The sequence below is a fragment of the Herbaspirillum rhizosphaerae genome (assembly GCF_001189965.1).
GTDB lineage: Bacteria > Pseudomonadota > Gammaproteobacteria > Burkholderiales > Burkholderiaceae_D > Herbaspirillum > Herbaspirillum rhizosphaerae.
Genome location: NZ_LFLU01000001.1, coordinates 391050 through 416634, shown reverse-complemented (window position 1 = coordinate 416634; position 25585 = coordinate 391050). Strand labels below are relative to the sequence as shown.

23 protein-coding genes and 1 tRNA gene are annotated in these 25585 nt (G+C 61.3%); 16 read left to right on the top strand and 8 right to left on the bottom strand.

All coding sequences use genetic code 11. From position 1 onward, the window contains the following. Window positions 1–231: 231 nt before the first annotated feature. From AKL25_RS01830 to AKL25_RS01800, 6 genes are all read right to left on the bottom strand, one after another. Window positions 232–462, bottom strand: a complete 231-nt coding sequence (locus AKL25_RS01830) for a formate dehydrogenase subunit delta (RefSeq protein ID WP_050475922.1) — start codon at window positions 460–462, stop codon at window positions 232–234. Between the two features lie 26 nt (window positions 463–488). Further along, window positions 489–1322: a formate dehydrogenase accessory sulfurtransferase FdhD gene (gene fdhD / locus AKL25_RS01825; RefSeq protein WP_050475921.1), complete on the bottom strand. Its 834-nt coding sequence runs from the start codon at window positions 1320–1322 to the stop codon at window positions 489–491. 39 nt (window positions 1323–1361) lie between these two features. Continuing rightward, on the bottom strand, window positions 1362–4241 hold the full coding sequence (gene fdhF / locus AKL25_RS01820; protein ID WP_050475920.1) for a formate dehydrogenase subunit alpha: 2880 nt from the start codon (window positions 4239–4241) through the stop codon (window positions 1362–1364). Between the two features lie 39 nt (window positions 4242–4280). Beyond that, entirely contained in the window at window positions 4281–5831 is a 1551-nt protein-coding gene (locus AKL25_RS01815) for a formate dehydrogenase beta subunit (protein ID WP_050475919.1), read from the bottom strand. Beyond that, entirely contained in the window at window positions 5828–6307 is a 480-nt protein-coding gene (locus AKL25_RS01810; RefSeq protein WP_050475918.1) for a formate dehydrogenase subunit gamma, read from the bottom strand. The genes AKL25_RS01815 and AKL25_RS01810 overlap by 4 nt, the downstream gene beginning before the upstream one ends. Window positions 6308–6915: 608 nt before the next feature. Then, window positions 6916–8559, bottom strand: a complete 1644-nt coding sequence (locus AKL25_RS01800) for an OFA family MFS transporter (RefSeq protein WP_050475916.1) — start codon at window positions 8557–8559, stop codon at window positions 6916–6918. A gap of 163 nt (window positions 8560–8722) precedes the next feature. Between AKL25_RS01800 and AKL25_RS01795 the strand changes: the two genes are divergently transcribed. Further along, window positions 8723–9790 (top strand): substrate-binding domain-containing protein, encoded by a 1068-nt coding sequence (locus tag AKL25_RS01795; protein WP_050475915.1) that lies wholly within the window; start codon window positions 8723–8725, stop codon window positions 9788–9790. Window positions 9791–9800: 10 nt separating this feature from the next. Here AKL25_RS01795 and AKL25_RS01790 read toward each other — a convergent pair whose 3' ends face one another. Beyond that, on the bottom strand, window positions 9801–10715 hold the full coding sequence (locus AKL25_RS01790) for a LysR family transcriptional regulator (RefSeq protein ID WP_050475914.1): 915 nt from the start codon (window positions 10713–10715) through the stop codon (window positions 9801–9803). Between the two features lie 101 nt (window positions 10716–10816). On the opposite strand from AKL25_RS01790, the gene AKL25_RS01785 reads away from it, so the two are divergent. The 3 genes from AKL25_RS01785 to AKL25_RS01775 all read left to right on the top strand — a co-directional run bounded on the left by AKL25_RS01785 (window position 10817) and on the right by AKL25_RS01775 (window position 13965). Further along, complete coding sequence (locus AKL25_RS01785; protein ID WP_050475913.1) at window positions 10817–11893, top strand: tartrate dehydrogenase; 1077 nt, start codon at window positions 10817–10819, stop codon at window positions 11891–11893. Window positions 11894–11972: 79 nt separating this feature from the next. Then, window positions 11973–12992, top strand: coding sequence for a DctP family TRAP transporter solute-binding subunit (locus tag AKL25_RS01780; protein WP_050475912.1), 1020 nt, complete (start codon window positions 11973–11975; stop codon window positions 12990–12992). A gap of 571 nt (window positions 12993–13563) precedes the next feature. Beyond that, window positions 13564–13965, top strand: coding sequence for a surface-adhesin E family protein (locus AKL25_RS01775; protein WP_050475911.1), 402 nt, complete (start codon window positions 13564–13566; stop codon window positions 13963–13965). Between the two features lie 33 nt (window positions 13966–13998). Here the strand turns inward: AKL25_RS01775 and AKL25_RS01770 are convergent, their stop codons facing one another. Beyond that, a complete protein-coding gene (locus AKL25_RS01770) occupies window positions 13999–15954 on the bottom strand; it encodes an APC family permease (protein ID WP_050476114.1) in 1956 nt (651 codons plus the stop codon). Window positions 15955–16092: 138 nt separating this feature from the next. Between AKL25_RS01770 and AKL25_RS01765 the strand changes: the two genes are divergently transcribed. The 12 genes from AKL25_RS01765 (at window position 16093) to AKL25_RS01710 (ending at window position 25566) form a co-directional block, all read left to right on the top strand. Continuing rightward, window positions 16093–16179: transfer RNA gene (locus AKL25_RS01765), tRNA-Leu, on the top strand. 499 nt (window positions 16180–16678) lie between these two features. After that, window positions 16679–17449 (top strand): beta-ketoacyl synthase chain length factor, encoded by a 771-nt coding sequence (locus AKL25_RS01760; RefSeq protein WP_083444537.1) that lies wholly within the window; start codon window positions 16679–16681, stop codon window positions 17447–17449. A 34-nt stretch (window positions 17450–17483) separates the two neighbouring features. After that, a complete protein-coding gene (locus AKL25_RS01755; RefSeq protein WP_050476113.1) occupies window positions 17484–18275 on the top strand; it encodes a lysophospholipid acyltransferase family protein in 792 nt (263 codons plus the stop codon). 3 nt (window positions 18276–18278) lie between these two features. After that, the gene (locus AKL25_RS01750) at window positions 18279–18539 is read left to right on the top strand and encodes a phosphopantetheine-binding protein (RefSeq protein ID WP_050475909.1); all 261 of its coding nucleotides are present in this window, start codon (window positions 18279–18281) and stop codon (window positions 18537–18539) included. A gap of 12 nt (window positions 18540–18551) precedes the next feature. Beyond that, window positions 18552–18830, top strand: coding sequence for an acyl carrier protein (locus tag AKL25_RS01745; RefSeq protein WP_083444535.1), 279 nt, complete (start codon window positions 18552–18554; stop codon window positions 18828–18830). Next, entirely contained in the window at window positions 18817–19374 is a 558-nt protein-coding gene (locus AKL25_RS01740) for a COG4648 family protein (RefSeq protein ID WP_050475907.1), read from the top strand. The genes AKL25_RS01745 and AKL25_RS01740 overlap by 14 nt, the downstream gene beginning before the upstream one ends. After that, on the top strand, window positions 19367–21160 hold the full coding sequence (locus tag AKL25_RS01735; RefSeq protein WP_050475906.1) for an ApeI family dehydratase: 1794 nt from the start codon (window positions 19367–19369) through the stop codon (window positions 21158–21160). The genes AKL25_RS01740 and AKL25_RS01735 overlap by 8 nt, the downstream gene beginning before the upstream one ends. Next, entirely contained in the window at window positions 21157–21948 is a 792-nt protein-coding gene (locus AKL25_RS01730; RefSeq protein ID WP_050475905.1) for a glycosyltransferase family 2 protein, read from the top strand. The genes AKL25_RS01735 and AKL25_RS01730 overlap by 4 nt, the downstream gene beginning before the upstream one ends. Further along, entirely contained in the window at window positions 21945–22937 is a 993-nt protein-coding gene (locus AKL25_RS01725) for an LpxL/LpxP family acyltransferase (RefSeq protein ID WP_083444534.1), read from the top strand. Before AKL25_RS01730 ends, AKL25_RS01725 begins: the two co-directional genes overlap by 4 nt. Next, entirely contained in the window at window positions 22924–24495 is a 1572-nt protein-coding gene (locus AKL25_RS01720; protein ID WP_050475904.1) for an HAL/PAL/TAL family ammonia-lyase, read from the top strand. Before AKL25_RS01725 ends, AKL25_RS01720 begins: the two co-directional genes overlap by 14 nt. After that, window positions 24488–24949: an acyl-CoA thioesterase gene (locus tag AKL25_RS01715; protein WP_050475903.1), complete on the top strand. Its 462-nt coding sequence runs from the start codon at window positions 24488–24490 to the stop codon at window positions 24947–24949. The genes AKL25_RS01720 and AKL25_RS01715 overlap by 8 nt, the downstream gene beginning before the upstream one ends. Beyond that, the gene (locus AKL25_RS01710) at window positions 24946–25566 is read left to right on the top strand and encodes an outer membrane lipoprotein carrier protein LolA (RefSeq protein ID WP_050475902.1); all 621 of its coding nucleotides are present in this window, start codon (window positions 24946–24948) and stop codon (window positions 25564–25566) included. The genes AKL25_RS01715 and AKL25_RS01710 overlap by 4 nt, the downstream gene beginning before the upstream one ends. Window positions 25567–25585: the final 19 nt, after the last annotated feature.

Here is a 25585-nt window from a genome sequence, read left to right as displayed (position 1 = left end):
CCGATAAAGCCGCCGCGGCAATCGCGAACACGATGCTGACAACAATAACGTGAGAGCGCCCCATATCGCCTGTCTCCTGCTGAGCTTTTTCCCGAAAGAAATATGCTTTTCAGTATAAGGCGGGGAAACTATTTTATTAATTTTTTGATAACATTTGTATGCTTTAGACAACGCGAAAATGTCGCAGCAATGTCGACGCACGCCAGAATCAGCCGACTTCAGGCAAATCCATCAAGCCGGCTGCAAATCGGCAGCATGCGACTTCACTGCCGCCAGCACGATCTCGCTGAGTTCCGGGCCGCCCTCTTGCTCTACGTAGGCCAGCAAGGCGCGGCGCATGCGGGGTTCCCAGAAACGCTTGATATGCGCCGCCAGGTCGTTCTCCGCCTGCGCACGGTCCGGCATGGTGGAAAAGAACGTGCCGATCTGGTTGGCCATCTTGATCAGGTGCGGAAGATTCATGATGTTGTCTCGTGTTGGGATTGTTGTCAGATCAGGCGATGCGGGCCGGCATAGACGACATGGCCTTGCCGGCGCACGAAACCGATCAGCGTCACGTCGGTCTCCTTGGCCAGCCGGATCGCCAAGGCCGTCGGCGCGGAAATCGCGGCGATGAAACCGATGCCCACGGTGGCCGCCTTTTGCACCATTTCATAACTGGCGCGGCTGGTGATGATGACGGCGCCCGATGAAAAATCCTGCTTGTCTTCCGCCAACGCGCCGATCAGTTTGTCGAGCGCGTTGTGGCGACCGACATCTTCCCGCACCAGTCTGATCTTGCCGTCGCGCCCCAGCCACGCCGCTGCGTGCGTGGCGCCGGTTTGCTGCTGCAATTCCTGCTGCGCCTGCATCGCTTCCAGCGCGGCGTGCAAGGTCTCTGCCGAAAAACGCAAGGCATCGGCCTGCACCGCGGCCGGATGACGCACCGCCTGCTCCAGCGTTTCCGCTCCGCACAGACCGCAGCCGGTGCGGCCGGTCAGGTTGCGGCGCTTTTCTTTCAGGGCGACAAAACGTTCGGTCGCGACGTTCATCTGCACCTGGATGCCTTCCGCGCCCTGCACGATCTCGCAATCGTAGAGTTCGCTCGGGTCCGCCAGAATGCCTTCGGTCAATGAGAAGCCCAACGCAAAGTCTTCCAGATCGGCCGGCGTCGCCATCATCACGGCATGCGAAATGCCGTTGTATTCGAGCGCGATCGGGACTTCTTCGGCGACGACGTCAGTGATGACTTCACGCCGGCCGTCGCGCCATTTTTCCACCTCGACCTGCGCCGCAGTAGCAAATTCAGTGTCTGCAGACGATGGGATGGGACATGCATTCATTGACTGCTTCTTTCTCTATTCCGATATTTCGCTATTTTGTTATTTGCTTACCAAAGGCTCCTGAGGAACCTTCTCGCCTTTCAGCAAACCGAGCTGCTCACGATTGAACTGTTCGTAATGCTGCTGCCATTCGGACGGCTGCGACACCGGCATGACCTGCACCGCCGTCACCTTGTACTCGGGGCAATTGGTGGCCCAGTCGGAGTTGTCGGTGGTGATCACATTGGCGCCCGACTCGGGGAAGTGGAACGTGGTGTAGACCACGCCCGGCTGCACCCGCTCGGTCACCGTGGCGCGCAACACCGTCTGCCCTGCGCGCGATTCAATACCGACCCAGTCGCCTTCGCGCACGCCGCGGTCTTCGGCGTCGTGCGGATGGATTTCCAGGCGGTCTTCATCGTGCCACTGCGAATTCTCGGTGCGCCGCGTCTGCGCGCCGACGTTGTACTGCGACAGGATACGGCCGGTGGTCAGGATCAGCGGATAACGCTGCGTCACCTTCTCGTCGGTGGCGAAGTACTGCGTATTGAGGAACTTGCCCTTGCCGCGGATGAAGCTGCCGATGTGCATGATCGGCGTGCCTTCCGGCGCCGCTTCGTTGCACGGCCACTGGATGCTGCCGAGGCGCTCCAGCTTGTCGTAGCTGACGCCATGGAAACTCGGCGTCAGGGCCGCAATCTCGTCCATGATTTCCGAAGGATGATTGTACGGCATCGGGTAGCCGAGCGCTTCGGCCAGCGCCACCGTGACTTCCCAGTCGGACTTGCCCGACTTCGACGGCATCACCTTGCGCACGCGCGAGATGCGGCGCTCGGCGTTGGTGAAGGTGCCGTCCTTTTCCAGGAAGGACGAGCCCGGCAAAAAGACGTGCGCATACTTGGCGGTCTCGTTGAGGAACAAGTCCTGCACCACGATGCACTCCATCTCCTGCAAGGCGGCGGCGACGTGCTGGGTGTTCGGATCGGACTGGACGATGTCTTCGCCCTCGCAATACAGGCCCTTGAAGCTGCCGTCGAGCGCGGCGTCGAACATGTTGGGAATGCGCAAACCCGGCTCCGGATTGAGCGTCACACCCCAGGCCTGCTCGAACTGTGAACGCACCGTCGAATCCGAGATATGGCGATAGCCCGGCAGCTCATGCGGGAACGAACCCATGTCGCAGGAACCCTGCACGTTGTTCTGGCCGCGCAGCGGATTGACGCCGACGCCTTCGCGACCGACGTTGCCGGTCGCCATCGCGAGGTTGGCGATGCCGATCACCATGGTGGAACCTTGCGCATGCTCGGTCACGCCCAGGCCGTAATAGATCGCGCCGTTGCCGCCGGTGGCAAACAATCTCGCCGCACCGCGCAATTCTTCCGCCGGCACGCCGCAAACGGCGGACAAGGCTTCCGGCGAGTTGTCTTCGCGCAGCACGAATTCCTTCCATTGCTCGTAAGACTGTACGTCGCAGCGTTCGCGGATGTATTCCTCGCTTTGCAGGCCTTCGGACATGATCACGTGCGCCAGCGCGGTAATCACCGCGACGTTGGTGCCGGGACGCAGCTTGAGGTGATAGTCGGCCTGGATATGCGGCGACTTGACCATCTCCGTGGTGCGCGGATCGATGACGATCAGCTTGGCGCCCTGTCGCAGGCGGCGCTTCATCTGCGAGGCGAACACAGGATGCGCCGACGCCGGATTGGCGCCGATGATCATGACGACGTCAGACTTCATCACGGAATCGAAAGTCTGGGTGCCGGCCGATTCGCCCAGCGTTTGCTTGAGACCGTAACCGGTCGGCGAATGGCAGACGCGTGCACAAGTGTCGACGTTGTTGTTGCCGAAGGCGGCGCGCACCAGTTTCTGCACCAGGTAGGTTTCTTCGTTGGTGCAACGCGACGAGGTGATGCCGCCGATGGAATCCTTGCCGTGCCTGGCCTGGATGCGGCGGAACTCGCCGGCGGCGTAAGCCAGCGCCTCTTCCCACGACACTTCGCGCCATGGATCGCTGATCTTGCTGCGAATCATCGGCTTGGTGATGCGATCCTTGTGGGTCGCATAGCCCCAGGCGAAACGTCCCTTGACGCAGGAATGGCCGTGGTTGGCCTTGCCGTCCTTGTACGGCACCATGCGCACCACTTCATTGCCCTTCATCTCAGCCTTGAACGAACAACCCACGCCGCAATAGGCGCAGGTGGTGACCTTGCTGTGCTCGGCCTGGCCCAGCATGATCACGGTCTTTTCGGTCAGCGTGGCGGTCGGGCAAGCCTGCACGCAAGCGCCGCAGGAGACGCATTCGGATTCCATGAAGGTATCCATCTGCCCGGCCGACACGCGCGACTCAAAGCCGCGGCCGTTGATGGTCAGCGCGAAAGTGCCTTGCGTCTCTTCGCAGGCGCGCACGCAGCGGTTGCAGACGATGCATTTGGACGGATCGTAGGTGAAGTAAGGATTGGACTCATCCTTCTTCATTTCCAGATGGTTTTCACCTTCGTAGCCGTAGCGCACTTCGCGCAGGCCGACCGTGCCGGCCATGTCTTGCAGTTCGCAATTGCCGTTGGTCGGACAGGTCAGGCAGTCGAGCGGATGGTCGGAGATGTACAGTTCCATCACGCCGCGCCGGATGTCAGCCAGCTTGGGCGTCTGCGTCTGCACCTTCATGCCGGATTCGCACGGCGTGGTGCAGGAAGCGGGATAGCCCTTCATCTTGCGACCGTCCTTGCCTTCGATCTCGACCAGGCACAGGCGGCAGGAGCCGAAAGGTTCCAGGCTATCGGTGGCGCACAGTTTGGGCACATTGATGCCCGCTTCGACCGCCGCCCGCATCACTGAGGTGCCGCTCGGCACGGTGACGGCGACGCCATCGATTTCAAGCGTAACCTCGGTCTCGGAGACGCGCGCCGGCGTGCCGTAATCTGTTTCGTTGAGCTGGTTCATGACAACAACTCCTTGCTGAATGCGTGGGACAGGTTTGGTTCAGGCGGCTTTTTCAGCCGGCGAACCGAAGTCTTCGGGGAAATGGTTCAGCGCCGACAGCACCGGATACGGCGTCAGGCCGCCCATGGCGCACAGCGAACCGTTGAGCATGGTGTCGCACAAGTCGCGCAGCAGATGGATTTGCTGCGGACGATTGTCGTTGGCAATGATCTTGTCGATCACCTCCACGCCGCGTGTCGAACCGATGCGGCATGGCGTGCATTTGCCGCAGGATTCGATGGCGCAAAACTCCATCGCATAGCGCGCCTGCTGCGCCATGTCGACGCCGTCGTCGAACACCACCATGCCGCCGTGGCCGACCATGGCGCCGATGGCGGCGAAGGCTTCGTAGTCCAGCGGCGTGTCGAGTTGCTGCTGCGGCATGTAAGCGCCCAATGGGCCGCCCACCTGCACCGCACGGATCGGACGGCCGCTGAGCGTGCCGCCGCCGAAATCTTCCAGCAACTGGCGCAGAGTGAGGCCGAAGGCCTTCTCGACCAGGCCGCCATATCTGACATTACCCGCCAGCTGGAACGGCAAGGTGCCGTGCGAACGACCCACGCCATAGTTCTTGTAAAACGCCGCGCCGCGCGCCAGCACGATGGGCACCGTCGCCAGCGAAATCACGTTGTTGATCACGGTCGGCTTGCCGAACAAACCTTCCAGCGCCGGCAGCGGCGGCTTGGCGCGCACCACGCCGCGCTTGCCTTCCAGGCTTTCCAGCAGCGCAGTTTCTTCGCCGCAGATATAGGCGCCGGCGCCCATGCGCACTTCCAGGTGGAAGATCTTGCCGGAACCAAGAATGTCGTCGCCCAGGTAGCCGTGCTGGTTCGCCGTATCGATCGCCTCATTGAGTGCGGCGATGGCGTGCGGATATTCGGAGCGTACGTAAATATAGCCCTGTGTTGCGCCGACGGCGAGACCTGCAATCGTCATGCCCTCGACCAGCACGAAGGGATCGTCCTCCATCACCATGCGGTCGGAGAAGGTGCCGGAGTCGCCTTCATCGGCATTGCAGACGATGTACTTCTGCGCCGCTTGCGCATTGGCCACGGTCTTCCATTTGATGCCGGTCGGGAAGGCTGCGCCGCCGCGTCCGCGCAGGCCGGAATCCAGTACTTCCTGCACGATGGCTTCGCTGCTCATGCCGATGGCGCGCTGCAGCCCGGCATAGCCTTCATGCGCCAGATAGTCGCTCAGTGACACCGGATCGGTAATGCCGACGCGCGCGAACGTCAGGCGTTCCTGATTCTTCAGGTAAGGGATTTCTTCGGTCAGGCCCTGCGCCAATGCGTGCGCCCCACCCTGCAAAAAACCCGCGTCGAACAAACCGGATACATCGGCAGGATCAACCGGGCCGTAAGCGATGCGGCCTTGCGCGGTCTCCACCTCAACCATGGGCTCCAGCCAGAACATGCCGCGCGATCCGTTGCGCACGATGCTGATCCCGATACCGCGCTTTTCCGCTTCGCTGGCGATTGCTGCGGCGACATCATTGGCGCCAAGGGCGATGGCGGCAGAATCGCGCGGGACGTAAATAGTCACACTCATGGCGCACCTCGCTTGGCTTGCAGCAGGCGATCCAGTTTCTCGGCGCCGACGCGCGCATGCAGTTCGCCGTCGACCACGACATTGGGACCGCAGGCGCACAGGCCTAGGCAGTAGACGGGTTCAAGCGTGAACTGGCCGTCGGGCGTGGTTTCGTGGAAGGCGCAACCGAGTGCTTTCTCGGCGTGCCTGGCCAAGGCTTCGGAGCCGACCGACTGGCAGGCTTCGGCGCGGCAGACCTGGATCACATGCTTGCCGGCGGGCTGCTGGCGGAAGTGGTGGTAAAAGGAAATCACACCGTGCACTTCGGCGCGCGATACATTCAGCGCGTCGGCGATCATCGGCACCGCATCGGCCGGCACGAAGCCGACCGCATCCTGAATGCCGTGAAGGATGGGCAGCATGGCGCCCGGCATATGGCGGCGCGCGGCAATCACATCCCTGACTGCGCCGACGTCGAAAGGCTGTTGTCTGTTCATTGTTTCGTCTCCTGCTGAACTTTTGTAGGGCGCCGGTTTGTTGTTTTATTTACCGGACCGTGAAAATGCGTGTCTAGTCTCGCCGCCTGAACTTGATTGGAACGAGGCGTTGCGGTTGCTGCGCTGCTTTGTTACGCGCCGCCGACAACAAGCCGGCAGCAATGGATACAGCGATCCCTGCCTGCGCAAACGGCACGGCAAAGCTCAAAAATCGGGGGAATAAAATACTGAAGAGCGCGACTGTAAGGACTGCAGCGGCGAAGATGATGCAAACAATCAGAGGTGCAGACGCTGCGCTGAAGAGCGGGAGCGTTACAGCACGCTGTCTGATCGATAAGTGACCGAACGGTTTCATGTTCTCCCTGCCTATCAAGATGCATCGGGTTGGACCAGAACACTGAGAACCTATTCGCGATCTTACTGCGAGACCATGATCCGGCGTCGGGCGGTGCTCGGAATCCTCACGTACTGAAGTACGCTCCGGTTCCTGCGCTCCGGCCGCCACCGGCTGATGGCCTCTCGCTACAGATCGCAAACAGGTTCTACTGGTGAAACCGGCTGCCGCAGAGCCATTGCTCTCGCGGCAGCCTTATTGCTTTACGTCTCTGTTACTTGAACAACACCGCAGTCTTTTGCAGCGTCAGGGCAATGCCCCACACCAGCGGGATACCGACTGCCAGCCATGCCGCGCCGATCAGCGCAGGATTGCCGCCGCGACCGACTTGCGACAGTTCTGCGTCGGACATCGTTGCCGTGCTGTCGGACGACGATTTTTCGTGCGCCAGTTGCTTTTCACGGGCCAGTTCTTCCGGCGTCATGAAATGCTTTGCAGCGACAGGACGGACCAGCAAGTTGCAGATCAGACCCAGCACCAGCATGCCTGCCAGGATGTACATCGTGGTGTTGTAAACCTGATCGCGCGGCATGCCCAGCGACAGCTGGTATTCACGCATGTAGTTCACGACCACAGGACCCAGGATGCCGGCGGTTGCCCATGCAGTCAGCAGACGACCGTGGATCGCACCGACCATTTGCGTACCGAACAAGTCCGCCAGGTAAGCAGGCACCGTTGCAAAACCGCCGCCGTACATCGACAAGATCAGGCAAACCGCGCCGACGAACAGCGCGATGCTGCCGGCTTTGGCCGACCATGGCAGGCTGACGTACAGGATGAAGCCCAGCACGAAGAAGATCACGTAAGTCATCTTGCGGCCGAAGAAGTCGGAGCACGACGCCCAGACGAAACGGCCGCCGATGTTGAACAGGCTGATCAGACCGGTGAAGCCGGCTGCAATCGCCGCAATCGCCGCCTTTTGCTCCAGCGACAGATCGCTGAAGCCGACGTTGACGCCCAGCAGATGGCCGCCGAACACTTCTTGCAGCATCGGCGACGAGATGCCGATCACGCCGATACCGGCCGACACGTTCAGGCACAGCACCAGCCACACCAGCCAGAACTGAGGGATGCCCCAGACCTTGCTGACGTGCACGTGGTTTTGCGTGATCATGGTGTTGCTGGTGGTCGCCGGCGGCGTCCAGCCTGCAGGCTTCCAGCCGCTTGGCGGAACACGGTAGCCCAGGGCGCCGGCCATCATGAAGATGAAATAGATGACTGCCATCGCGACGAAGGTTTCCCACACGCCGACCGAGGTCGGGGTAGCGAAGTGCTTCATCAGCTTGTCGGCCAGCGGGCTGCCGACCAGCGCACCGCCGCCGAAGCCCATGATCGCCATTCCGGTCGCCATGCCGCGACGGTCCGGGAACCATTTAATCAGCGTCGACACCGGCGAAATATAGCCGAGACCGAGACCGACCCCGCCGATGACGCCCGAGCCGAGCCACATGAGCCAGATCTGGTGGGTATAGACGCCGAACGCGGAAATCAACAGGCCGCCGCACCAGCACAATGCCGACACGACGCCGGCCTTGCGCGGACCTGCGCGTTCCAGCCAGCCGCCCCAGATCGCGGCGGACACGCCGAGCAGGACGAAGAACATGGTGTACATCCAGCCCAGCATGGAAATCTTCCAGTCGCAGGTCGTGGAGAACACTTGAGCAAAGAAGCCGGTGTCCGGTGCACAGGCGATCGACTCTTTGATGCCGAGCGACTTGGACAAAGGCAGCCAGAAGACGGAGAAGCCGTAGGCCATGCCGATACACAAGTGAATTGCGAGCGCGGCGGGCGGAACCAGCCAGCGATTGAAGCCAGGCTTGGCTATGGTGTGTTCCTTCTGCAGGAAATCGAAGGCCATTATTCCCTCCTTTTGATGTTGTGGGGCGGCAATTATATGCAAGTCGAAAGAATTCGGCTATTTATGCAAAAAATTACCTATAGTTTTTATGTGCTACACCTACTAACGCGAAGGTATCATTGAAACTCGCCGTTCTCAATATGCTATTTATTTCATATTTATTATGTATAAAGTCCGTATCAAACCCCATTGGGAAATCGCCCACGGAGAAGAAACGCCGCTCGACACGACGGATTTGCTCAATTTGTTGACCGCCATACAACAGAGCGGCTCCATCGCCAAAGGCGCGCAGCAATTGCGCCACTCCTATCGCCATGCCTGGGGCTTGCTGCGCACTTCCGAGCAGTTGTTCGGACACAGCCTGATTGAGAGCGGACGTGGCCGCGGCACGACACTGACGCCGTTCGCCAGCAAATTGCTGTGGGCCGACCGCATGGTCAGCGCGCGGCTGTCGCCCACGCTGGACAGCCTGGCCTCGGAACTGGAAATCGAACTCGGCAAGACCGTCGAAGGCAAATCCAAGACCGTGCGCCTGAACGCCAGCCACGGCTTCGCGGTCGCCGCCCTGCTCAACCAGTTCAACCAGGCCAAGCTGCCGGTGGAAGTGCGCTACCGCCACAGCACCGACGCCGTGGCCGCACTGTCGCGCCAGGAATGCGACCTGGCAGGCTTTCACGTACCGCTGGGAGAATTCGAAAAACCGGCCATCGCCACGTACGCCAAGTGGCTCAACAAGCGCAGCGATTGCCTGATCCACCTGGCGGTGCGCAATCAAGGCTTGTTCGTCGCGCCCGGCAATCCCAAGCAGATCCGCGACTTGTCCGACCTCACCCGCAGCGACCTGCGCTTCGTCAACCGCGAAGCCGGCTCCGGCACGCGCATGCTGCTGGAACTGATGCTGGCCGGACAAGGCATCTCGCACAAGAAGATCAACGGTTTCGAAAACACCGAATTCACCCACTCGGCCGTCGCAGCCTTCATCGCCAGCGGCATGGCCGATGTCGGCTTCGGCGTGCAGACGGCGTCGCAGCGCTTCGGCCTGGATTTCATCCCGCTGGTGCGCGAGCGCTATTTCTTCGCCCTGCCGTCGGCTTCGCTCAACGATCCGCTGGTGCAAGCCGTGGTCAGCATCCTGCAGTCACCGACCTTCCGCAGCGTGGTCGACGATCTGGCCGGCTATGACGGCGCCGACACCGGCAAGATACAAAGCCTGCAAGAAGCCTTCGGCTGAACCCGGCGCTTCAGCGCGCCTGCACGTTCAGATGTTTTTGCAGGAAGCGCACACACTCCCGCACCTTGGCGGAATTCTTCAACTGCAGCGGATAGACGGCGCACAGATCCGCCTCCTGGAAATACCCCGGCAGCACGCGCACCAGGCTGCCGTCCTTGAGGCTGGCGGCGACGTCCCAGATCGAACGCAGGATGATGCCGTGCCCGTCTACCGCCCATTGATGGATGATCTCGCCGTGGTTCGAGGCCAGCCCGCCGGCCACCTTGACGGTCTCTGCCCCCTTCGGCCCCATCATGCGCCAGATGCCGAACGACTGATTGCGTTCGCGGATCACCAGGCATTGATGCTGCGTCAGCTCGGACAAGGTCTGCGGCATGCCTTGACTTTGCAGATACGCCGGACTGGCGCACAGCACGCGCTGGCTGGCGATAATGCGCTTGGCGAACAGGTGCGGCTCATGCACCGGCCCGACGCGGATGTCGAGGTCGAATCCCTCATTGATCATGTCGACCTGCCGGTCGAACAGCTCCAGCTGGATGCGCAGGCCGGGGTGCAGCCGCGCGAATTCGGAAATCAGCGGCGACACATATTTGCGCCCCAGGGCAAAGCTGGTGCTGATCTTGAGCAAACCGCGCGGCACCCGCTTGGCGGTGCTGACGGTTTCTATCATCTGGTCGACGTCGTCGAGGATGCGCCGCGCCCAGTCGTGCACGTTGCTGCCGTCCTCCGTCATGACCACGCTGCGCGTGGTGCGGTGAAACAGGCGCACGCCCAGCGCCGCCTCCAGCAAGGCGATGCGTTTGCTGATGTAGGCGGGAGACGCCCCCAGCTCCTTGGCGGATTCGGCAAAACTGTTCTTGCGCGCGACCGTGCAGAACAGGCGCAGGTCTTCCAGCAAAGGGGCGGCAGCAGATTGATTGTTCACGATTCGTGTTTTATGAAGTAACCGATTCGTGAATTATAGCCAGCTGCAGCGCCGACAATAGCGTTTATGATTTCTGTCTGATTTTTCAAGGAGCAGACAGCATGACCAAACATAAAGTAGCCGTCATCGCCGGCGACGGCATCGGCCAGGAAGTGATCCCCGAAGGCTTGCGCGCGGTCGACGCCGCGGCGAAGAAATTCGGCATCGAGATCGAGTACACCCATTTCGACTGGGCCCACTGCGGCTACTACGCCCAGCACGGCAAGATGATGCCGGACGACTGGTTCGACCAGTTGAAGGGATTCGAAGCGATCTTCTTCGGCGCGGTCGGCTGGCCCGCTACTGTGCCTGATCACGTGTCACTGTGGGGTTCGTTGCTGAAATTCCGCCGCGACTTCGACCTCTACGTCAACCTGCGTCCGGTGCGCCTGATGCCCGGCGTGCCCTGCCCGCTGGCCGGCCGCAAACCCGGCGACATCGATTTCTACGTCGTGCGCGAAAACACCGAAGGCGAATATTCCTCCATCGGCGGCCGCATGTACGAAGGCACCGAGCGTGAAGTCGTGATCCAGGAATCGGTGTTCACCCGACACGGCGTCGACCGCATCCTGAAATACGCCTTCGACCTGGCGCAAAGCCGTCCAAAGAAACATCTGACTTCGGCCACCAAATCCAACGGCATCGCCATCACCATGCCTTACTGGGACGAACGCGTCGAAGCCATGGGCAAGAACTACGGCGACGTCAAATGGGACAAGTACCACATCGACATCCTGACCGCGCATTTCGTGCTGAACCCGCAGCGCTTCGACGTGGTGGTCGCGCCCAATCTGTTCGGCGACATCCTGTCCGACCTCGGCCCGGCCTGCGCCGGCACCATCGGCATTGCGCCGTCGGCCAACATCAATCCGGACCGCAAGCTGCCGTCGCTGTTCGAGCCGGTGCATGGTTCGGCACCCGACATCGCCGGCAAGAACATCGCCAATCCGGTCGCCACGATCTGGTCCGGCGCGATGATGCTGGATTTCCTCGGCAACGGCAATCCGAAATACAAGCAAGCCCATGACGCCATTCTGAGCGCCATCGAAAAGGTGCTGGTGGAAGGACCGAAGACCGCCGACCTGGGCGGCACCGGCGACACAACGGCAGTCGGCAAGGCCATCGCCGCCGCCATCTGAGCGGACCAGAAACCGCAGTACCCGGATGCGGATCGCGCTCATCAGAAGCGCGACCGCATCGCCATCAGGAGGAGACCCCATGCAACACTGGAAAGCCATCGTCGCGACCATAGCGACAGCAGCAACGTTCGCATTCAACGCACAGGCACAAACCGCGCAGCAACCCATCGTCATCAAGTTCAGCCACGTCGTCGCCGCCAATACCTCCAAAGGCAAGACGGCGGAATACTTCAAGAAGATCGTCGAAGAACGCACTGCCGGCCGCGTCAAGGTCGAGGTCTACCCGAACAGCCAGCTCTACAAGGACAAGGAAGAGCTCGAAGCCCTGCAAATGGGCTCGGTGCAAATGCTGGCCCCGACCTTCGGCAAATTCGGCCCGATGGGTGTGCGCGAATTCGAAGTATTCGACCTGCCCTATCTGTTCGACAACATGGCGCAGGCGCAAAAGGTCACGCAGGGCGCTATCGGCCATGCGCTGCTCAGGAAGCTCGATAGCAAGGGCCTGACCGGCCTGGCGATGTGGGACAGCGGCTTTCTCGACTGGACCTCCAACAAGCCGATCCTGAAACCGGCCGACATCAAGGGTATGAAGATCCGCATCCAGTCGTCCAAGGTGATCGACGCGCGCACCCGCATCGTCGGCGCGCTGCCGCAGGTGATGCCGTGGTCGGAGATTTATCAGGGCTTGCAGACCGGCGTGGTCGACGGCCAGGAAAATCCGCCGTCCATCGTCAGCACCGCCAAGCTGTTCGAGGTGCAGAAGTTCATGACGATTTCCGAACACGGCTATCACGGCTACGTGTTCATCGCCAACAAGCGCTTCTGGGACGCGCTGCCGGCCGACATCAGGCCGATCATGGACAAGGCCGTGATCGACGCCACCGACTATTTCAACAGCAACTCGAAGAAAGAAAACGACGATGCGCTGGAAGACATCAAAAAGACCGGCAAGATGAAAATCCTGACCATGACGCCGGAAGAAAAGAGCGAGTGGAAAAAGATCCAGTACAAGGTCCACCGCGAGATGGAAGACCGCATCGGCAAGGACCTGATCCAGTCCATCTACAAGGAAATCGGCCGCACGCCGGACGGCAAATAGCCGCAGCGGCGCCAGCCGTGTCAAGTTCAAGCCGACGAATTCAGGGCCTGTTGACCATTAATTTGCAAGTGCGAACGCGCGGCAGGCGTTGACTGCCTAGGCGCGGCGACGCGGCATAGCGGTGCTATGGCAAGGAGCTGCAACAACGGCAGGCGACGCCTGCAGCCGTTCCCGGAGGGTTCCCCCCAGAAGGCGCGCTGGCGGCGTTGCATGGCTTGCAGGTGGGCCCACCACCTGCTACGCCACGCGCCTTGCCAACACGCCTTCTGGTGGGAACGCACCTTACAAATTAATGGTCAACAGGCCCTGGGATCGTCGGCTTTTTTACATCAGAGGCACATTCTGAAATACAGCACCGTCATGTCGTGTTAGCATTTGCCGCTTAAAATAAGCAGGCGTTACCCATCAAGATGAAGGTTCGATTGACGTATTTCGCGGCGGCATTGAGTGCACACACGCTGCTGTGGTCGGTCACCTTGCTCATCATGCTGGAAGATGACGTCGCCATGCTGGCGTTTATGTTTTCCTGAAAACATTGCCCAACACACTCACCGTATTGACTGAACGGGACATGATGAAATTTGCTGTACTGGCGTTGCTGCTGGTGTCGAACCAGGTTCTTGCCGCGCAATGGTCGTTGCTCGGCGACAATGACTTCGGTACTTTTTTTGTCGACAAAACGAGCATCACCCGCACCCGCGGCGTCCTGCAGGCAAACGTCCTGCTGAACTGGAACAAGCCCCAGGCACTGCAAGGACACGGCAAATATTACTTGTCCGAAGTGTCCGTCGCCTATCTTGATTGCGATGACAAGCAAATCGGTTTCGGCAGCCGCACCATGTATGCCAAGGCGGACGCCCAGGGCGGCGCACTGTTCTCCCCCTACCTCGCCTATGGCGACGTCAAGCTGCAAGACACGGTGCCCGGCTCGACCGGCGCGCAAATGATCAAGGCCATCTGCAGTCTCAAATAAAAAGAGCGTTTCGTAAAACGCTCTTCTTGTCCGTCAGACCTTCATCGGCAGAATCACCATCTGCAAACCATCGAAGTGCAGCCTGCGCTGGATCGCCAGCGCCGCCTGGTTGTGCAGCAGGCGGATGAACCAGTTGTCCTGCTCGAAAATCAGCTTGCTGGTAAAGAAAATCGCATTCGGATACTGCTTGCTGATGTCGTAGCAAAGCTTGGTCACTTCCTGCACGGCATCGGTGCCGAAGCCCAGAAACGAAGTCGACGCCATGCCGTGGCTGCGGCAAAAATCCACGAAGAACTGCAAGGTCGCATTGGCCTCGGCGCGCATCTGTTCCACCGCGCCTTCACCGCCATAGGCGTGCGAATCGACCGTGCGCGCATTGACGAAGATGAAGTTCTTGAAATGATGCGGAAACATGCGCTGCACCCACAGCAAGGCATGCAAACCGCCGCCGCGCGAAGTGCCGACGATGAAGACTGCCGTCTGATTGACCGGATCCGGCTCGATCGCCTCCATGTTGGCGCCGAAGGGCTGGCTGGAAAAAATCTGATCCACTGAACGGATCGCTTCCTTGGTGTCGCGGTAGTGATTGCGGATATAGATGCACAGTGCCGAAATGGCGGCGATGATCACCGCTGTGGCCCAGCCGCCTTCAAACAGCTTCTCGAACAGCAGGACCGACAAAATCGAAGCGCAAATCACGAAACCGACCAGCGACAGCAGGAAACGCCGCTTCCAGTGCGCCAGATGGCGGCGATGGCGCCACCAGTAGCGGCACAGGCCGAACAGCGAAATGGCGAAGGTCAGGAATACCGAAATCGAATACAGCACGATCAGCAGCGTCACGCTGCCCTGGGTCCAGAACAGGACGATCAGCGCGGCAATGCCCATCACCAGGATGCCGTTCTGCGTGACCAGCCGCGTCGACAGATAGCGGAATTTATGCGGCACCCACGAATCCGCCGCCATGTTGGACAACACCGCCGGCCCGCCGAGAAATCCGGTATTGGCGGCGACGAACAGCAAACCCGCTTCGAACGCCAGCACCACCGCCAGCAGGACATCGTTGAGCCATTGGCTGCCGCTGCCCATGCTGTTGATGATCAGCCTGAAAGTGGTCGCGTTGAGCGTCTCGCCATCGACATGGCGCGCGTCCCACAACAGATACAGCAAGAATATCCCGCCCGCCGTGAACGCCAGCGACAATGCCATATAAATCATGGTCACCTTGCCGGTGCGCACGCGCGGTTCGGCCAGCATGTTGACGTTGTTGGAAACGGCTTCCAGCCCGGTATAAGTGCCGCCGCCCTGCGAGTACGCCAGCAGCAGCATGCTCGCCACACCGGCCCAGCCGATGTTCTGCGCCAGCGTGCCGGTATCGCTCAGCGTGGAAGGCACCAGCGCCGGCAGGTATTCCGCATGGGCGAAGATGCCGTAGACGATCAGCACCAGATGGGTCGCGACAAAACCGAGGAAGACCGGCAACAGGAACTGGATCGCCTCTTTCAGCCCGCGCAGATTCAGCACGATCAGCATGCCGACGAAGAAGGCTTCCGCCCATAGCTTGTAATCCTGGAAGCCGAGCGGCAACAGGGACGCCAGCGCATCCACGCCGGAGGCGATGGAAATGGCGATCGTCAATACATAATCGAGGATCAGCGCGACGCCGGAAATCAGGCCGAGATAAGGACCGACTAGCTTAGTCGCCACCCGGTAGCCCCCGCCGCCGGTGGGAAACAGCTCGATGACCTGGTTATAGGCCAGTGCAATGATGAATACCGTCAACGCCGTCGCCAGCGCGAGGTACAGGCCCAGATGGGTATGCTCGCCCAGCGCGCGGAAACTTTCTTCGGGACCATAGGCAGACGACGACAGGCCGTCGGCGCCCAATCCCACCCATGCCAGAAATGCGACCAGCGCCAGGGAGTGGCGGGTCTCGCTTTTCAGCGGATCCAAAGCCTTGCCCAACAAAATTTCTCGAATCTTCAACATGCATTCATGTGCCGCATACTTCGACATTTTTCGCTCAAGCGGCGATGATACCCGTTTGTACTGCAGCGCGGCATGAGCAAAATTGCATGAGGGCCTTGCCCGCCTTCTCAAAATCCGTCATAATCGCGGTCTTGCGTTGCCGGGATGGCGGAATAGGTAGACGCACGGGACTCAAAATCCCGCGGTGGTGACACCGTGCCGGTTCGATTCCGGCTCCCGGCACCAGCACTTAACATGTGCTGATGGAGCAGGCAGTAGATGCAAAGCAGTTGCAGCGCCATGAAATGAGATGAACCAGCAGGGAGCGATATGCGGTTCGGTAGCAAGACAGGATGAATAATTGCCGGTGTTGCCTGGCAATGACGACAATCTGCTTCAGATCATTGAGCGCTGATGTTGCAGGAACAAAACAGGTAGGAACGATAACTCGTCCCTGCCTTTTTTTTGGCCTGAATATTCGTCCAAAAATAGAAATTAGTAGCGACTTTTATCGTAATATTTGATTTACTTTTTTTAACGATCAATAAGCCGGCTCTCGTTATCACATTAACAAAAAATGCGAGGGGGTCGCAGCGATTATCAGACAATCGGATCAGTTGGCAGGATTGCCTGCCGGAGGTGGTATAACAGACTCCGGGAGCAGATAGCAGCCACTCTATCCGGTTGACATAACGATAACGTTTGCGAAGAGAGCATGGGCAATCGACAGCATTCGAATAGAAATATGCGTTTTGGGGATGTCAGTTTTTCTGTCGCATCGCATACGGCTTGGGCGCCTGGTTTAGACACCGCTGCCGCATGGCTGGAGTGGGCTCACGACCGGAAACAAACCTCGGAACCCGCCGAACCCAAAGTCAAAGACATGCCTCCCATGCTGCGCCGCCGCGCCAGCCCGGCAGGGAAAATGGCGCTGGAGACCGCTTACCAGTGCCTGCCTGCGCAATCCGATATCCCCGTCATCTTCGCCTCCCGCCACGGCGAATGCTCGCGTTCGGTCGATCTGCTGATGGAACTGGCCAACAATGCGCCCTTGTCCCCTGCTGCATTCAGCCTCTCCGTACACAACGCCAACGCCGGCCTGTTCTCGATTGCGCGCGGCGATCGCGGCAACAGCATCGCCATCGCCGCCGGCCCGAGCACCGTCGAACACGCCCTGATCGAAGCCTGCGGCCTGCTGGCCGACGGCGCGCCGCAAGTGTTGCTGGTCATGTCGGACAGCCCGCCGCCGGCAGCTTTCAGCAGCTACAACGATTGCGCGGAACAAGGCTACGCCTGGGCCTGGCTGCTGCAAGCCGCCCACGGCAAGGACGCTGCCGGCGACGCAAGCGAACATTTTTCACTGTCCTGGTCCGCCGCGGATCAGGACGACAACGCAGCTCTGGATCTCGCCGCCGCGCCGGCCGGACTCGATATCCTGCGCTTCTTCCTGCGCCGCGACGCCGGACTGGCGCGTGTCGCCAATGGCCGCTGCTGGCGCTGGAGCCGCCATGCTTGATTGGTTGAATAAGCGATCGGGCAAAAAGCTGATCATGCATTCGACGAAGCAATCGACCGGGCAGCAAACCGCCCTTTTGAACAAATACTGGCGAGTATGTGGGACCGGACTCAGTTTCGCTGCGTTCGGCGCCGGCGGCCTGGCGATGCGGCTGGCCATCTTCCCGCTGCTCAATCTCATGGTCCGCAACGAAGCACAGCGCGTGCTCTGGGCGCGTCGCATCATTCGCCTGTCTTTCCGCGCGTTTGTCGAACTCATGCGCGTACTGGGCGTACTCAGCTACGACATCACCGGCCTGGAAAGACTGCAACGCCGCGGCCTGCTGATCCTCGCCAACCACCCCAGCCTGATCGACACGGTGCTGCTGATGGCCTTCGTCCGGCAGGCCGACTGCATCGTCAAGGGTGCCTTGTGGCGTAATCCCTTTACCCGCGGCCCGGTGCGGGCGGCCGGCTATATCAGCAATGAAGACGGCCCGGAGCTGGTGGACGACTGCATCGCCTCCCTGCGCAGCGGCGGCAACCTGATCATTTTCCCCGAAGGCACCCGCACCCCTGCCGACGGCAACATGACATTCAAGCGCGGCGCGGCCAATGTCGCCGTGCGCGGCGAATGCGCAATTACCCCGGTCATCATCCGTTGCACGCCGGGCACGCTCGCCAAAGGTAACAAATGGTGGAAAGTTCCGCCAACCATGGCACACTTCGACATCGAAATCCGGCAGGACATCGATATCAGGGAAGTCACCGGCCAGGCCGAGAACCCGACCCTGGCAGCGCGCCAGCTCACGTACTACCTGCAAAACTATTTCATGAAAGAAAGCTAGGCGATGCCAAGACTCGACGAAGAAATCAAAGAACTCATTATCGAAGTTCTGCAACTGGAAGACATCCGTCCGTCCGACATCGATTCCGCCGCCCCGCTGTTCGGCGACGGACTGGGATTGGATTCCATCGACGCGCTCGAACTGGGCGTTGCGCTGCAAAAACGCTACGGCGTCGTTTTATCCGCGAATTCCGAAGAAACCCGCAAGCACTTTGCCTCGGTTCAATCCCTGGAAGCCTTGATCGCCAATCACGCCAATAAGTAAAGTAGGCTCACCATGACAACCTTAGCGCCAACCATGAACAAGGACGAGATCTACATCTGGATCGTCGACATGCTGCATGAGATGTTCGAACTCGATAAAGCCAGGATCTCGCCGCAATCCAATCTCTACACCGATCTGGACATCGACAGCATCGACGCCGTCGACATCGTCGTCAAACTGAACCAGATGACCGGCAAACGCATCCAGCCCGACGTGTTCCGCACCGTGCGCACCGTGCAGGATGTGGTCAACGTGATTGCGACGCTGCTGCAAGCGGATGAAAAAGCCTGATTTCGCCAATATCCTGACCACGCTGGTCATCCTGGTCTATCCACTGCTGATCTGGTATGCGCACGGGAAGATGGAACCGCGGATGCTGGCGCTGGCGCTGGTCGCCGTGGCGGTGTTGCGCCTGCTCACCTTCAGGCTCGGCCAGCGTTACCGCTGGATGAGCCTGGCCGCCCTGGCGCTGGCCGCGCCGGCCTTGCTGTGGAACGCCTTGTTGCCGCTCAAGCTGTATCCGGTCATCGTCAGCCTCGGCATGCTGGCCCTGTTCGGCGCCAGCCTGGTGCGCCCGCCGTCCATCATCGAACGGCTGGCGCGTTTGCAGGATCCGGATCTGCCCGCCTTCGCCGTCGCTTACACCCGCCGCGTCACCCAGGTGTGGTGCGGCTTCTTCGCGCTCAACGGCGGCATCGCCTTTGCCACCGCAGTGTGGGCCTCGGAAGCGGTCTGGTCGCTGTATACCGGCCTGATTTCTTATGTGCTGATGGGCGCGCTGTTCGTCGGCGAATACATCGTGCGCTTCTACGTCAGGCGTCACCACCATGCCTGAATTCATCGATATGCTGGCGCTGCCCTACATGGCGCGCGCCGGCGACCACCTGATCGGCTGGCGCAATACCGATGCGGTCGGCAACGCGCAATTCCGCCGTGAAGCGGAGCAATGGCGACAACTACTGGCCAGCCGCGACGGCCGCAACTTCGCGCTCTACATGCAGGACACGATCGCCTTTGCCGCAGCGCTGTTCGGCGCCTGGCAAGCCGGCAAGACGGTTTATCTGCCCAGCGACACCTTGCCGGACACCTGCAAGGCGCTCGCGGCGAAGGTCGACGGCTTCCTCGGCGACTTTGAGCAAGAGTGGAAAGCGTTAGCGCTCCCGTCGAACTCCGCAAGCGTCGCGGCCACCGCTGCGGCGCCTGGCGACAAACTTGACGGCGACTTCATCGGTCTGGTGGTCTACACCTCCGGCAGCACCGGCGCCGCACAAGCCATCCCGAAAAAACTCTCGCAGATGTCGAACGAAGTCGCCACGCTCGATGCGCTGTTCGGCGCCCGCGCAGGCGTATCCGAAATCGTCTCGACGGTCTCGCACCAACACATCTACGGCTTGTTATTCAAGGTGCTGTGGCCGCTGTGCGCCGGCCGCGCGATCCACGCCCGCAGCGCCTTCTTCCCGGAAGACCTGGCAGCGATTGCGCCGCAGCGCCCCTGGCTGTTGCTGTCCAGCCCGGCGCACCTGAAACGCCTGCCGGAAAGCCCGGTGCAACCCGACATCACGCACCTGCAAGCCATCTTCTCGTCCGGCGGCCCGCTGCTGCCGGATGTGGCGGCAGCCACGCATCAGCAATTCGGGCATAGTCCGATCGAAATCTATGGCAGCTCGGAAACCGGCGGCATCGCCTGGCGCCAGCCTCTGCCCGCTTCTGTCTCCGCGTCTGTCTCCGGTACTGCGCGCGACGACAGCTGGCAGCCGATGCCGCACGTCGATGTGCGTCTGAACGATGAACACGATTGCCTGGAAGTCCGCTCGCCCCATCTGCCCGACAGCGACTGGCTGCGGATGGCCGACCGGGTCGAATTCACCGACCAACAAAAGTTTTACCTGCGCGGCCGCGCCGACCGCATCGTCAAGCTGGAAGAAAAACGCATCTCGCTCGACCAGATCGAGCGCCTGCTGCTGGCGTCGCCGCTCGCGGCGGAAGCGCGCGTGATGCTGCATCAGGCCGCCGGCCAACGCGACCGCATCGCCGCGTTCGTGGTGCTGACGACGGCCGGACGCGGCGTACTGGAGCAGCAAGGCAAGCTGGCGCTCAACACGCAACTGCGTGCGGCGCTGGCGGATGCGATTGAAAGCGTCGCGCTACCGCGCATGTGGCGCTATCTCGACGCCATGCCGGCCAACACGCAAGGCAAGACCACGCTGGCGGCATTGACCGCGCTGCTGGAAGAGCCCCAGACATCGTCATCGGCACCGGCGGCATCGGGGCGCCCCCTGCTGCCCGAACACAGGCTGGTGCAGCGCACTGAAACCGAGGTCACGCTGCAACTGCACGTGCCCGAAAACCTGCTGTATTTCGAAGGCCATTTTCCTGAAACGCCTATCTTGCCCGGCGTCGCCCAGGTGAATTGGGCGCTGGAACTGGGACGTCAATATTTGCCGCTGCCGCCGGATTGCATCGGCATGCAGGCGCTGAAATTCCAGCGCGTCATCGTTCCCGGCGCAACCGTCAGCCTGGAACTGGAGCACGACATCCAGAAAAGCGCGCTGGCATTCCGCCTGCACTCTGCCGATGGCCAGCATGCCAGCGGACGCATCCTGCTGGGAGGCGCCGCATGACAAATTCGCCATCAACCGAGACCACCCCGAAGATAGGTATCGTCATCCCGGTCTACAACCACGAACGCGCCATCCCGGCCGTGCTGGAAGCCGTGCTGCAACACGGCCTGCACTGCGTGCTGGTCGATGACGGCAGCACCAGCGCCTGCGCCGCCGTGCTCGACCGGCTCGCTGCCGACACGCCGCAGCAAGTCACCCTGCTGCGCCACGGCGTCAATCGCGGCAAGGGCGACGCCGTCATGACCGGGCTGCGTTATCTGGCGCAACAAGGCTACAGCCATGCCTTGCAGATCGATTCCGACGGCCAGCACGATACCGCCGACATCCCGCGCTTCGCCGTATCCTGCGCCGCGCACCCGCACGCAGTGATCAACGGCTGCCCGATCTATGACGAGAGCGTGCCGAAAGGCCGGCTGTATGCCCGCTACCTGACCCATGTCTGGGTCTGGATCAACACGCTGTCGTTCGACATCCGCGATTCCATGTGCGGCTTCCGCATTTATCCGCTGGCGGCCGTCACGGCGCTGACTGCGAACCAGACAATCGGCAGCCGCATGGATTTCGATACCGAAATCCTGGTGCGCCTGCACTGGAAAAACGTCCAGGTCATCAACCTGCCCACCCGTGTGCGCTATCCGAGCGACGGCGTATCGCACTTCAAAGTCTGGCTCGACAACGTCCTGATTTCGCGCATGCACACGGTGCTGTTTTTCGGCATGCTGTTGCGTTCACCGCTGCTGCTGGCGCGCAAATTTTCCGCCGCTGCAAGAGGGACGGCGACGCGATGACGGCGAACAAGGAAACCCAGGCCATGCCGCCTCCGCATCGGTCCGGCAAGCATTGGGCGCAGATCAACGAAGTCAGTTTCGTCGCCGGCATGCGCCTGCTGTTTTTCGTCTATCGCGTGCTCGGCCGCTGGCCGTTCCGGCTGATGCTGTATCCGGTGCTGGCCTGGTACATGGCGCGCAATCCGGTAGCGCGCAAGGCATCGCTCGATTACCTGGCCCACCTGCGCGCCTCGCATCCGGCATCGGCGACGCCGGTCGGCCTGCGCGGCGCATTCCGCCATTTCGCGGCATTCGGCGAAAGCCTGCTCGACAAGATGCTGCTGTGGGGCGGCCTGTTCCCGATGGACAAGGTGCAGGTGCACGGCGGCGCGCTGATCACCGATGCCGCTGCGCAAGGCCGCGGCGGACTGATGATGTGCACGCATCTGGGCAACCTGGAACTATGCCGCCTGCTGGGCCGCCGGCATCCCAACGTCAGGCTGACGGTGCTGGTGCACACCAAACATGCGCAAGCCTTCAACAACATGCTGGCCCAGCTCGACCCCAGCAGCCAGATGAACCTGATGCAAGTCACCGAGATGACGCCGGCCACCGCCGTGATCCTGGCCGACAAGGTCGCACAGGGCGAATTTGTCGTCATCGCCGGCGACCGGGTTCCGGTGTCGCCCAATCCGCGCGTGGCGCTTGCGCCCTTCATGGGCGAAGCTGCGCCCTTCCCCATCGGCCCTTACGTGCTGGCAAGCCTGTTGAATTGCCCGGTCTTTCTGATGTTCTCGCGCCGCACGCGCGACGGCGCAGAACTTTGTTTCGAAGGCTTTCGCGATCAGATCCAGTTGCCGCGCAAGCAGCGCGACCAACTGCTCGGTGAACTGGCGGCCGACTACGCCGCACGCCTGGAACACCATTGCCTGCAAGCGCCGCTGCAATGGTTCAATTTTTACGATTTCTGGGCCCTGCCCACACTGGATAGCCACGATGCCCCACACTAAATCTCCGGCTGCCGCAGCCGACTTCGTCACTTTCGGCGCAACCCCGCTGACCATCGAACAAGTCAACGCCATCGCCGAAGGCACCGCGCATGCCGCGTTGTCCGATGCGCCGGACTTCCTGGCGCGCATCCAGCGCGGCGCCGACTTCCTCGATCGCCTGCTGCGCGAAGACGGCACCGTCTACGGCGTCACCACCGGCTACGGCGACTCGTGCACCGTCACCGTGCCGCCGGAGCTGATCGCCGAATTGCCGCATCATCTCTACACCTACCACGGCTGCGGTCTGGGCAGCGTGTTCACGCCTGAACAGACGCGTGCCATTCTGGCGGCGCGCCTGACCTCGCTCAGCAAAGGCTATTCCGGCGTCAGCGTCGGCCTGCTGAAACAGATCGAAGGCTTGCTGCAAAACGACCTGCTGCCGTTGATTCCTTCCGAAGGTTCGGTCGGCGCCAGCGGCGACCTCACGCCGTTGTCCTATCTCGCCGCCGTGCTGTGCGGCGAACGCCAGGTCTGGAAGAGCGGCGAACAAGTCGATGCGGCATCCGCCCTGCAAGCCGCCGGCATGACGCCGCTGCGCCTGCGCCCGAAAGAAGGCCTGGCGATCATGAACGGCACCGCCGTCATGACGGCGCTGGCCTGCCTCGCCTATCAACGCGCCGAATACCTGTGCCGGGTGGCCACCCGCATCACCGCCATGGCCAGCTTCTCGCTGGACGGCAACGCCCACCATTTCGACGCCACGCTGTTCTCGGTCAAGCCGCATCCGGGCCAGCAGCAGGTGGCCGGCTGGCTGCAGACCGACCTCGCCTGCGACCAGCCGCTGCGCAATGAAAAGCGCCTGCAGGACCGCTACTCGATCCGCTGCGCGCCGCACGTCATCGGCGTGCTGACCGATGCGCTGCCGTGGCTGCGCAGCAATATCGAGAACGAACTCAACAGCGCCAACGACAACCCGATCATCGATCCGGACAACGAGCGCGTGCTGCACGGCGGCCACTTCTACGGCGGCCATATCGCCTTCGCCATGGATAGCATGAAGAACGCCGTCGCCAACATCGCCGACCTGCTCGATCGCCAGATGGCGCTGCTGGTCGACAGCCGCTACAACAACGGCCTGCCGTCCAACCTGTCGGGCGCCAAGGGTCCGCGCGCGGCCATCAACCACGGCCTCAAGGCGCTGCAGATCAGTTCCTCCGCCTGGACCGCCGAAGCACTGAAACTGACCATGCCGGCCTCGGTGTTCTCGCGCTCGACCGAATGCCACAACCAGGACAAGGTCAGCATGGGCACCATCGCCGCGCGCGACTGCCTGCGCGTGCTGGAACTGACCGAGCAGGTCGTCGCCGCGCTGCTGATCACCGTGCGCCAGGGCGTCTGGCTGCGCAGCGAGCTGCAACCCGAAACGCCGCTGGCCGACTTGCCGGGCGGTCGTCTGGCCGCCATGCAGGAAGCGCTTGCCGCCGACATCGCCCCGGTCGCCGAAGACCGCATGCTGGAGCCGGATCTGCGCCTGCTGCTGCAACGCATCCGCGCACGCGCCTGGAGCCTGTATGACTAAGCCGCCGGAGGGCAAAATCACCCTCGCCAATTCTCCCTGGCAGGCCGAGGTCGAGCTGCAGATCCAGTTCTACGACCTCGATCCGATGGAAGTGGTCTGGCACGGCCGCTATATCGAATACTTCGAAGCAGCCCGCTGCGCGCTGCTCGACCAGATCGACTACAACTATGCGGCGATGAAGGAATCCGGCTACATGTGGCCCATCATCGACCTGCAGGTGCGCTACTCCAATCCGGCTGTGTTCCGCCAGCGCATCAAGGTGCGCGCCGCCATCACCGAGTGGGAAAACCGCCTGAAGATGGAATACCTGGTGACCGACGCCGCCGGCGGCCAACGCCTCACGCGCGGCGTCAGCACACAGGTGGCGGTGCAGATGGACAAGCGTGAAATGTGCTTCGTCAGTCCGCGCGTGCTGTGGCAAAAGCTGGACTTACCTTACCCGGAACCGACATGATTTCTTCTCTCCGCAAAGTACTGGGAATGCTGACCCTGACGACGGCATGCTGCGCCGCCGCCAACGCTGCCGCCCCTGTCGCCCAGATTCAGGCCGCGCTGGCCAAACCCGCCATCATGTGCGGCCGCTTCGACCAGACCAAGCAACTGACCGGCATCAAGAAGCCGCTGCTGTCGAACGGGCGTTTTTGCGTCGCCGCCGGCAAGGGCATCCTGTGGCAAACCCTGCAGCCGTTCCCGAGCACCTTGCGCATCACGCGCAACGCCATCGTGCAGATGCAGAACGGGCGCGTCGCCATGCGTCTCGACGCCCAGCAGGAGCCGGTGGTCAAGATGATCAACAATGTGCTGTTCTCGCTGCTGGCGGGCGACCTGAGCCAGCTCGACAAACTGTTCGAACTGGACGGCACGATCAGGAACGGCAACTGGCATGTCGCCCTCAAGGCGCGCGAGCCGGGCCTGGCCAAAGCCATCGGCGACATTCAGCTCGACGGCGGCGCCTACGTCAACAAGGTCACCATGCAGGAAGCCTCGGGCGACCATACCGACATCGTGTTCTCCAACATCCAGACCGGCGACAAGGCCATGACGCCGGAAGAAGGAGCCATGTTTGACTGAACGCGCCGACAGCGACGTC

Bases quoted from the DNA above. Each gene is read 5' to 3' on its own strand.
- AKL25_RS01830 (WP_050475922.1), bottom strand. From the start codon at position 462: ATGAATCTTCCGCACCTGATCAAGATGGCCAACCAGATCGGCACGTTC.
- fdhD (WP_050475921.1), bottom strand. From the start codon at position 1,322: ATGAATGCATGTCCCATCCCATCGTCTGCAGACACTGAATTTGCTACT.
- fdhF (WP_050475920.1), bottom strand. From the start codon at position 4,241: ATGAACCAGCTCAACGAAACAGATTACGGCACGCCGGCGCGCGTCTCC.
- AKL25_RS01815 (WP_050475919.1), bottom strand. From the start codon at position 5,831: ATGAGTGTGACTATTTACGTCCCGCGCGATTCTGCCGCCATCGCCCTT.
- AKL25_RS01810 (WP_050475918.1), bottom strand. From the start codon at position 6,307: ATGAACAGACAACAGCCTTTCGACGTCGGCGCAGTCAGGGATGTGATT.
- AKL25_RS01800 (WP_050475916.1), bottom strand. From the start codon at position 8,559: ATGGCCTTCGATTTCCTGCAGAAGGAACACACCATAGCCAAGCCTGGC.
- AKL25_RS01795 (WP_050475915.1), top strand. From the start codon at position 8,723: ATGTATAAAGTCCGTATCAAACCCCATTGGGAAATCGCCCACGGAGAA.
- AKL25_RS01785 (WP_050475913.1), top strand. From the start codon at position 10,817: ATGACCAAACATAAAGTAGCCGTCATCGCCGGCGACGGCATCGGCCAG.
- AKL25_RS01780 (WP_050475912.1), top strand. From the start codon at position 11,973: ATGCAACACTGGAAAGCCATCGTCGCGACCATAGCGACAGCAGCAACG.
- AKL25_RS01775 (WP_050475911.1), top strand. From the start codon at position 13,564: ATGATGAAATTTGCTGTACTGGCGTTGCTGCTGGTGTCGAACCAGGTT.
- AKL25_RS01770 (WP_050476114.1), bottom strand. From the start codon at position 15,954: ATGTTGAAGATTCGAGAAATTTTGTTGGGCAAGGCTTTGGATCCGCTG.
- AKL25_RS01760 (WP_083444537.1), top strand. From the start codon at position 16,679: ATGCGTTTTGGGGATGTCAGTTTTTCTGTCGCATCGCATACGGCTTGG.
- AKL25_RS01755 (WP_050476113.1), top strand. From the start codon at position 17,484: ATGCATTCGACGAAGCAATCGACCGGGCAGCAAACCGCCCTTTTGAAC.
- AKL25_RS01750 (WP_050475909.1), top strand. From the start codon at position 18,279: ATGCCAAGACTCGACGAAGAAATCAAAGAACTCATTATCGAAGTTCTG.
- AKL25_RS01745 (WP_083444535.1), top strand. From the start codon at position 18,552: ATGACAACCTTAGCGCCAACCATGAACAAGGACGAGATCTACATCTGG.
- AKL25_RS01740 (WP_050475907.1), top strand. From the start codon at position 18,817: ATGAAAAAGCCTGATTTCGCCAATATCCTGACCACGCTGGTCATCCTG.
- AKL25_RS01735 (WP_050475906.1), top strand. From the start codon at position 19,367: ATGCCTGAATTCATCGATATGCTGGCGCTGCCCTACATGGCGCGCGCC.
- AKL25_RS01730 (WP_050475905.1), top strand. From the start codon at position 21,157: ATGACAAATTCGCCATCAACCGAGACCACCCCGAAGATAGGTATCGTC.
- AKL25_RS01725 (WP_083444534.1), top strand. From the start codon at position 21,945: ATGACGGCGAACAAGGAAACCCAGGCCATGCCGCCTCCGCATCGGTCC.
- AKL25_RS01720 (WP_050475904.1), top strand. From the start codon at position 22,924: ATGCCCCACACTAAATCTCCGGCTGCCGCAGCCGACTTCGTCACTTTC.
- AKL25_RS01715 (WP_050475903.1), top strand. From the start codon at position 24,488: ATGACTAAGCCGCCGGAGGGCAAAATCACCCTCGCCAATTCTCCCTGG.
- AKL25_RS01710 (WP_050475902.1), top strand. From the start codon at position 24,946: ATGATTTCTTCTCTCCGCAAAGTACTGGGAATGCTGACCCTGACGACG.